The organism is Mesorhizobium sp. M4A.F.Ca.ET.050.02.1.1 (assembly GCF_003997725.1).
Lineage (GTDB): Bacteria > Pseudomonadota > Alphaproteobacteria > Rhizobiales > Rhizobiaceae > Mesorhizobium.
Map to the genome: position 1 here is coordinate 1 of NZ_RZSG01000347.1, position 6,056 is coordinate 6,056.

The 6,056-nt window shown below is 65.9% G+C and carries 5 protein-coding genes and 1 pseudogene; 1 reads left to right on the forward strand and 5 read right to left on the reverse strand.

Annotated elements, in window-relative coordinates; genetic code table 11:
- From EOA33_RS21005 to EOA33_RS21025, 5 genes and pseudogenes are all read right to left on the reverse strand, one after another.
- Positions 1 to 446 (reverse strand): annotated as a pseudogene (locus EOA33_RS21005) (ABC transporter permease); the annotation flags it as partial.
- 4 nt (positions 447 to 450) lie between these two features.
- The gene (locus EOA33_RS21010; RefSeq protein WP_127406468.1) at positions 451 to 1,284 is read right to left on the reverse strand and encodes an ABC transporter permease; all 834 of its coding nucleotides are present in this window, start codon (positions 1,282 to 1,284) and stop codon (positions 451 to 453) included.
- Positions 1,285 to 1,306: 22 nt separating this feature from the next.
- Positions 1,307 to 2,419, reverse strand: a complete 1,113-nt coding sequence (locus EOA33_RS21015) for an ABC transporter substrate-binding protein (protein WP_127406469.1) — start codon at positions 2,417 to 2,419, stop codon at positions 1,307 to 1,309.
- A gap of 67 nt (positions 2,420 to 2,486) precedes the next feature.
- Complete coding sequence (locus EOA33_RS21020; RefSeq protein WP_127406470.1) at positions 2,487 to 3,581, reverse strand: ABC transporter ATP-binding protein; 1,095 nt, start codon at positions 3,579 to 3,581, stop codon at positions 2,487 to 2,489.
- Positions 3,582 to 3,712: 131 nt separating this feature from the next.
- Positions 3,713 to 4,609 carry a LysR substrate-binding domain-containing protein gene (locus EOA33_RS21025; RefSeq protein ID WP_127406471.1) on the reverse strand — a complete coding sequence of 299 codons (897 nt, stop codon included), beginning with the start codon at positions 4,607 to 4,609 and terminating at the stop codon, positions 3,713 to 3,715.
- An 82-nt stretch (positions 4,610 to 4,691) separates the two neighbouring features.
- Here EOA33_RS21025 and EOA33_RS21030 point away from each other — a divergent pair.
- Positions 4,692 to 6,056, forward strand: a 1,365-nt coding sequence (locus tag EOA33_RS21030; protein ID WP_127406472.1) for an amidohydrolase, incomplete at its 3' end; no start/stop codon positions are given.

Sequence of the window (6,056 nt, forward strand, 5' to 3'; positions counted from 1 at the left end):
GTCATCACCGAGTGCGCCATGGCGACGCCGAGCCAGGTGTCGTAGCCGAAGAACGAGCTCATCCCCGAGATCGAGGTGAGCAGGAAGTAGAGCGTGATCGCCGAGACCACCGGCGGCACCACCATCGGCAGCAGCACAAAGCCGACAAGGGCCGCGCTGAAGCGCGGCTGGAACATCCAGACGCCGAGACCGAAGCAGAGCGCCAGCACCGTCGAGATGGCGCTGCTGACCACGCCGATCCGGATCGACAGCAGGATGGCGTCGATCCAGCGCGGATCCTCGTAGAGCGCCCGGTAGTGGCGCAGCGACAGCTCGCCCGACGGCATCGCCAGCATCCGGCTCGGCGTCAGCGACACCGGGATGACGGCAAGCAGCGGCAGAAGCAGGAACAGCGCCACCAGCACGGCGAGGATCAGCGAAATGGGGCCGGGGCGGTAGGTCGGCATCGCGCTACACCAATTGCTTCGGTTTGACGGAGCGGAAGAGCAGCGCCATCAGCGCGCCGACGAAGATCACCAGCACGACGCTGATCGCCGCGCCCAGTCCCCAGTCCGGGCTCTGGAAGATCCTGAGATAGATCAGTTCGGCGATCATCACGCTGCGCCCGCCGCCGAGGATTGCCGGCGTGACGAAGAAGCCCAGCGAGAAGACGAAGACGATCATCGCCGAGCCGATGATGCCGGAGCGCGTCATCGGCACGAACACCGTCCAGAAGGTGCGCATGCGGCTGGAACCCAGCCCCCGCGCCGCGAGCAGCACGCGCTCATCGAGGCTGCGCATGGCCGACGCCAGCGGAAACACCGCGAACGGGATGAGGAAGTGCGTCATGCCGACGATGACGCCGAATTCGTTGCGCACCAGCGCCAGCGGCTCGGAGATGAAGCCGATCGATTGCAGCCAGGTGTTGATCAGGCCGCGGTTGGAGAGCAGCGCCACCCAGCCGAAGGCGCGCGTCAGCACCGAGATCCAGAACGGCACCAGGATGCAGAACTCGGCAATCACGCGCTGCACCGGGCTGCCGCGCACCCACACCACGGTGATGGCATAGGCGGCGGTGACCGACACCAGCGTGACGATGAGCGCGATGCGCAACGTGCGGATGAACACCGACTGCACCAGCGGGTCGGTCGCGAGCGCGCTATATTGGTCGAGCCCCGGCGTCGGCAAGGTGAAGCTCCACTTCACCACGCCGAGGAACGGCCAGGCATACGCAAGGACCAGGAACAGGAGCAGCGGCGCCATCAACAGCGCCGCGCCTGTCCTGTCGGAGAGGGTGCCTCTCATGTCGGATGATCGTCTCCGCCGGTCAGGCGGAGATGATCTTGGTGTATTCGTCGAGCGCCGCGCCGTAGTTCTTGGCGTACCACTCCATGTCGAGCGCTATCTGCTTCTTCATGTTCTCGGGGTCGACCGGGTTGATGCGCTTCTTGTCGGCGGGGATCAGCGCGTCGGCGGCCGGATTGGCCGGGCCCTGTCCGAGCTTGTCGAACATGACCAGCTGCTTTTCCGGGTCCTGCGCGCTGGCGATGAACTTCATCGCAGCGTCCTTGCCGCCGGGATTGTTCTTGAGCACCGCGAGCGCGCCGGGCGAGATCAGGCCTTGGTCCCAGATGAACTTGATCTTGCCGCCGGAGTCCTGCTCGATCAGCGAGGCGCGCGTCGACCACACGATCGCCATCGAAGCTTCGCCGTTGAGCAGCACGCTCTGGCTCTCGGCGCCGCCGCCCCAATAGGCGACAACGTTCTCCTTGAAGGCGGCGATCTTGTCATGCGCCCGCTTTAGATCGAGCGGGTAGAGCGAAGCCGGCGCGATGCCGTCGGCGAGAAGTGCGGCCTCCCAGCTCGACACGCCCCATTTGTAGAGCGAGCGCTTGCCGGGGAATTTCTTCACGTCGAAGAAATCGGCCATGCCGGTCGGCGCGTTGCTGCCGTATTTCTCCGAGTCGTATGCGATCACATAGGAAAAGAAATAGGTCGAGGCGGCGTATTCCCAGCCGAAACCCTCGCGCATCTTCTTCTTGTCGACGACCGTGTAGTCGATCGGCTCGAGCATGCCTTGCGCGCCCAGCGTGATCGCCGAGAACGGATCGACGTCGACGAGGTCCCAGGTCGGGGCGCCGCTCTTGAACTGCGCCGCGATCGCGCCTTCGGTCGGGCCCGAGCCGTCCATCTTGACGGTGATGCCGGTATCCTTGGTGAAGGCCTGGCCGTAGGCGGCGTCATAGGCGGTGATGGCGTCACCGCCCCAGTTCACCAGCACCAGTTCCTTCGCCGCGGCGAAGGCGCCGGTCGAGCGCATGAGCAGCGGCGTGCCGGCCAGCACGAGCCCGGCGATCTGCGCGAACTGGCGGCGCGAGATCTCGCCGCGCCTTGCCCTGTCGGCAAGGGAGTCGATTGTGTGTTTCTTGGTATTGGTCATGTCAGTTCCCCTTGTTCTCATTGATATTCCAAAAAACCGGTGCGGCGAGTTCAGGCCGTAGCGGTGCTCACTGCCCTCCATCCGGAAGAAGGAAACCTTTTTCGGCCGGCCAGGTCAGCCAGACGGAATTGCCCTTGCTCAGTGCCGCGGCCGCTACCTCGTTCGGCACCGAAACCGTTACCCGCGAGCCTTGCCGCGTCGTGAGATCCAGCCTGGTCGCAGCGCCCAAATAGGTGGACGCGATCGCGGTCGCCGCGATGCCGTTCTCGCCGACAGCCGCCTCGCGCGCGATCGACATGTGTTCGGGGCGGATCGCCAGGATGGCGTCGCCTTTGACCGCCTCGGCCTTGCAGCGCATGCTGACAGCGCGGTCTTCGCACAGGCCGACAGCGCCGTTATCAGCAGGCGTCACGCCCTTCACCGGCAGCATGTTGATCTCGCCCAGGAACTCGGCGACGAAGCGGTTGGCCGGCCGGTCGTAGACCTCGTCCGGCCGGCCGACCTGCAGCAATTTGCCGTGGTTGAAGATGGCGACGCGCGACGACAGCGCCAGCGCCTCGCTCTGGTCGTGGGTGACGAAGACGAAGGTGGTGCCGGTCTCCTGGTGCAGCCGCTTCATCTCGGCCTGCATCTGGCCGCGCAGGCTCTTGTCCAGCGCCGAGAACGGCTCGTCGAGCAGAAGCACGCCCGGCTCGAACACCAGCGCGCGGGCAAGCGCCACGCGCTGCTGCTGGCCACCGGAAAGCTGCGCCGGCAATTTCTTCTCATGGCCCTTCAGCCCGACGCGCTCGACCATCTCGGCGACGCGGCGCTTGACCTCGGAGGCGGATTTCTTGCGCACCTTGAGCGGGAAGGCGATGTTCTGTTCGACGCTCATGTGCGGGAACAGCGCATAGCCCTGGAACACCATGCCGGCGGCGCGCTGCTCGGCCGGACGGTCGGTGATGTCGATGCCGTCGCTGAACAACTGCCCCTCGCTCGGCTGCACGAAGCCGGCGAGGATCATCAGGAAGGTCGTCTTGCCGGAGCCCGACGGCCCGAGCAGGGTCAGGAACTCGCCGCGGCCGATATCGAGCGTCAGATTGTCCAGCGCCCGGAACGAGCCGAAGCTCTTGCCGATCCCGTTCGCCTTGATTTCTGCGGCCCGGCCGGGTTGCTGCATTCCTGCCTCTTCCTTGGTGGCTGGATGAAATCGTAGGGCAGGGCGACGGCTCACCGCAACCGAATAGTTTTCGCCTGATCGGCAAATTTGATTCACGGGTGGTGGGTTTGGGTGGAATGGATGGCGCGCTCTCAATACGGCCCGACCCTGTTCTCCGACAGCTTCGATCGCAGCCATCCGCCGAACGCCTGCAGCACCGGATGGTTGGCCTTGGCATGCTCCGACACCAGGAAGTATGACCGCGGCGATTTGATCGCGATGTCGAATGGGCGCACCAGCCGGCCCTCGTTCAGCGCCTTGCGGCTGGTCAATTCGTCACCCATGGCGATGCCCTGGCCGGCGATCGCCGCCGAGAAGACGAGGTTCATGTCGGAAAAGAAGATGCCGCCCTCGGTGGCCGGATTCTCCACCTTGGAAAGCGCCAGCCAGCGTGCCCAGTCCTCGGTGTCGCCGAGATGCAGGAGATTGGCGCGCAGCACGTCGGCGGGCTTGGAAAAGCCACCCACCTTGTTGAGCAGCGTCGGGCTGCAGAGCGGCGTGAACGAGATCTCGCACAAAAGCTCGGCCGCGCGGTTCGGCCAGTTGCCGACGCCGAAGGCGATGAAGGCATCGGCGTCTGGATTGCTGACGTCGTCGAGGCGCCTCGGCGTCAGGATGTGCAGGGCGACATCGGGATACATCTGCCGGAACTCGCCGATATGGGTGCAGAGGAACAGCGAGGCGAAGCCCGGCGTGCAGGAGACGGCGAACGAGCCGCCGACGCCGGTGCCGGCATTGCGCCCCACCGCGTCGCCGAGAACGGTCAGCGCCTTGCGCACGTCGCTGGCATAGCGCTGGCCGCGCGGGGTGAGCGCGACGCCCTTGCCGATGCGCTCCAGCAGGTCGAAGCCGAGGTCGCGTTCGAGCAGGCGAAGCTGGTGCGAGACGGCGCTGCGAGTGAGGTGCAGTTCGTCGGCGGCGCGCCAGACGCTGCCATGACGGGCGAAGCTGTCGAGGGCACGCAGGGCTTGTGTGGATGGTATGCGCAAGGGACCTCAGGTGAACCGAATTTGCACGAGCCGGGAAAACATATCACTTTTTGAAAGGCCGCTTCACTGCTTTCTTCTGGCCATGGAGCAACCGGCCACGACATCGGCGCAAGCGACGGCACTTGCCTGCCTCGACGACATCCAGCCGTCGCTGTCGGCATGGACGCGGACCATCTTCGACTTCGGCGAGACCGCCTGGCGCGAGTACCGGTCGGCCGCCTGGTATGTCGAACGGTTGAAGCGCGAGGGCTTTTCCGTCGAGGAAGGCTCGGGCGGCATGCCAACCGCGTTTTGCGCCCACTGGACCAATGGCGTCGGCCCGACCGTCGGCATGTATGCCGAATATGACGCCGTGCCCGGCAACTGCCAGGATGCCGCCACGGTGAAGCGGCCGCGCCCCGGCCTCGGCTTCGAGGCCGGTGGCCATACCGATCCGCATTCGGGGCTGGGCATCGCCAGCCTCGGCGGCCTGCTCGCCACCAAGGCGGCCATGCAGCGCCACGGCGTACAGGGCACGCTGCGCTTCACCGGCGAGCCGGCGGAGAAGGTAAGGGGCTCGAAGCCGATCCACGCCGCCAGGGGCTATTATGACGGCCTCGCCGGCATGATCTCCTTCCATCCTTTCTACATGCTGCCGCTCTGCAACACGGCGCGCTGGGACACGCATTGCGGCGCCGCCTACGCGATGATCTACCGCTTTGTCTGCGACGAACCCGAAAAGTGGGTTCGCGCAAGCGATGGCGCGCCGATCCCGCAGGCGCATTCGGCGGTCAGGGCGCCGGGCGCCAACGACGCGCTGATGACGATGTACATGGCCTCCAAGACGCTGCGCGATTCCATGCTGCCGCACCAGGGCGGCTGGTCGATCAGCGAGGCGATCCTGACCGCAGGCCAGGCGACCGCCGACAATCTGCCGGCAGGGCTGGCCGAGATCCAGTATATGATCCGTGTGCCGACCATTGCCATGGCCGAGCAGGTCACCGACGTGCTCGACCGCAATGCGGCCGCGGCCGCGGCGATCAGCGGCTGCCGCTACGAGCGCCATTGGGTGTCGAAGTCGCGGCCCGGCCTCGCCAATCACGCCATGGCTGGGCTCGCCTATGAAGCGCTCTCGACCGTTGGGCCGCCGCGCTGGGACGAGAAGGCGAAGAAAATCGCCCGCGAAATCCAGGTCAATGCCGGCGGTACGGCGGCAGAACACCCGTTCATCGACGAACTGGAGCGGCTGATCATGCCGCAGGAGGCCGAGGCGATCCTGCGCCGCGACTTGCCGCCCTCGCAGGTGAACTCGACCTCGGACGACTACACCGACATGAGCTGGCATGCGCCGACGGCGCGTTTCTATGTCGCGCGCCCGGCGCTGCGCTCGGCAAACGGCCATGCCTGGCCAGGCTGGGTGATGAACGCGCTGGGCGGCATTGCCGCGACGATCGACCCGATGGTGACC

Excerpts from the sequence above, each read along its gene's own strand:
- EOA33_RS21010 (WP_127406468.1), bottom strand. The coding sequence starts at position 1,284 with ATGAGAGGCACCCTCTCCGACAGGACAGGCGCGGCGCTGTTGATGGCG.
- EOA33_RS21015 (WP_127406469.1), bottom strand. The coding sequence starts at position 2,419 with ATGACCAATACCAAGAAACACACAATCGACTCCCTTGCCGACAGGGCA.
- EOA33_RS21020 (WP_127406470.1), bottom strand. The coding sequence starts at position 3,581 with ATGCAGCAACCCGGCCGGGCCGCAGAAATCAAGGCGAACGGGATCGGC.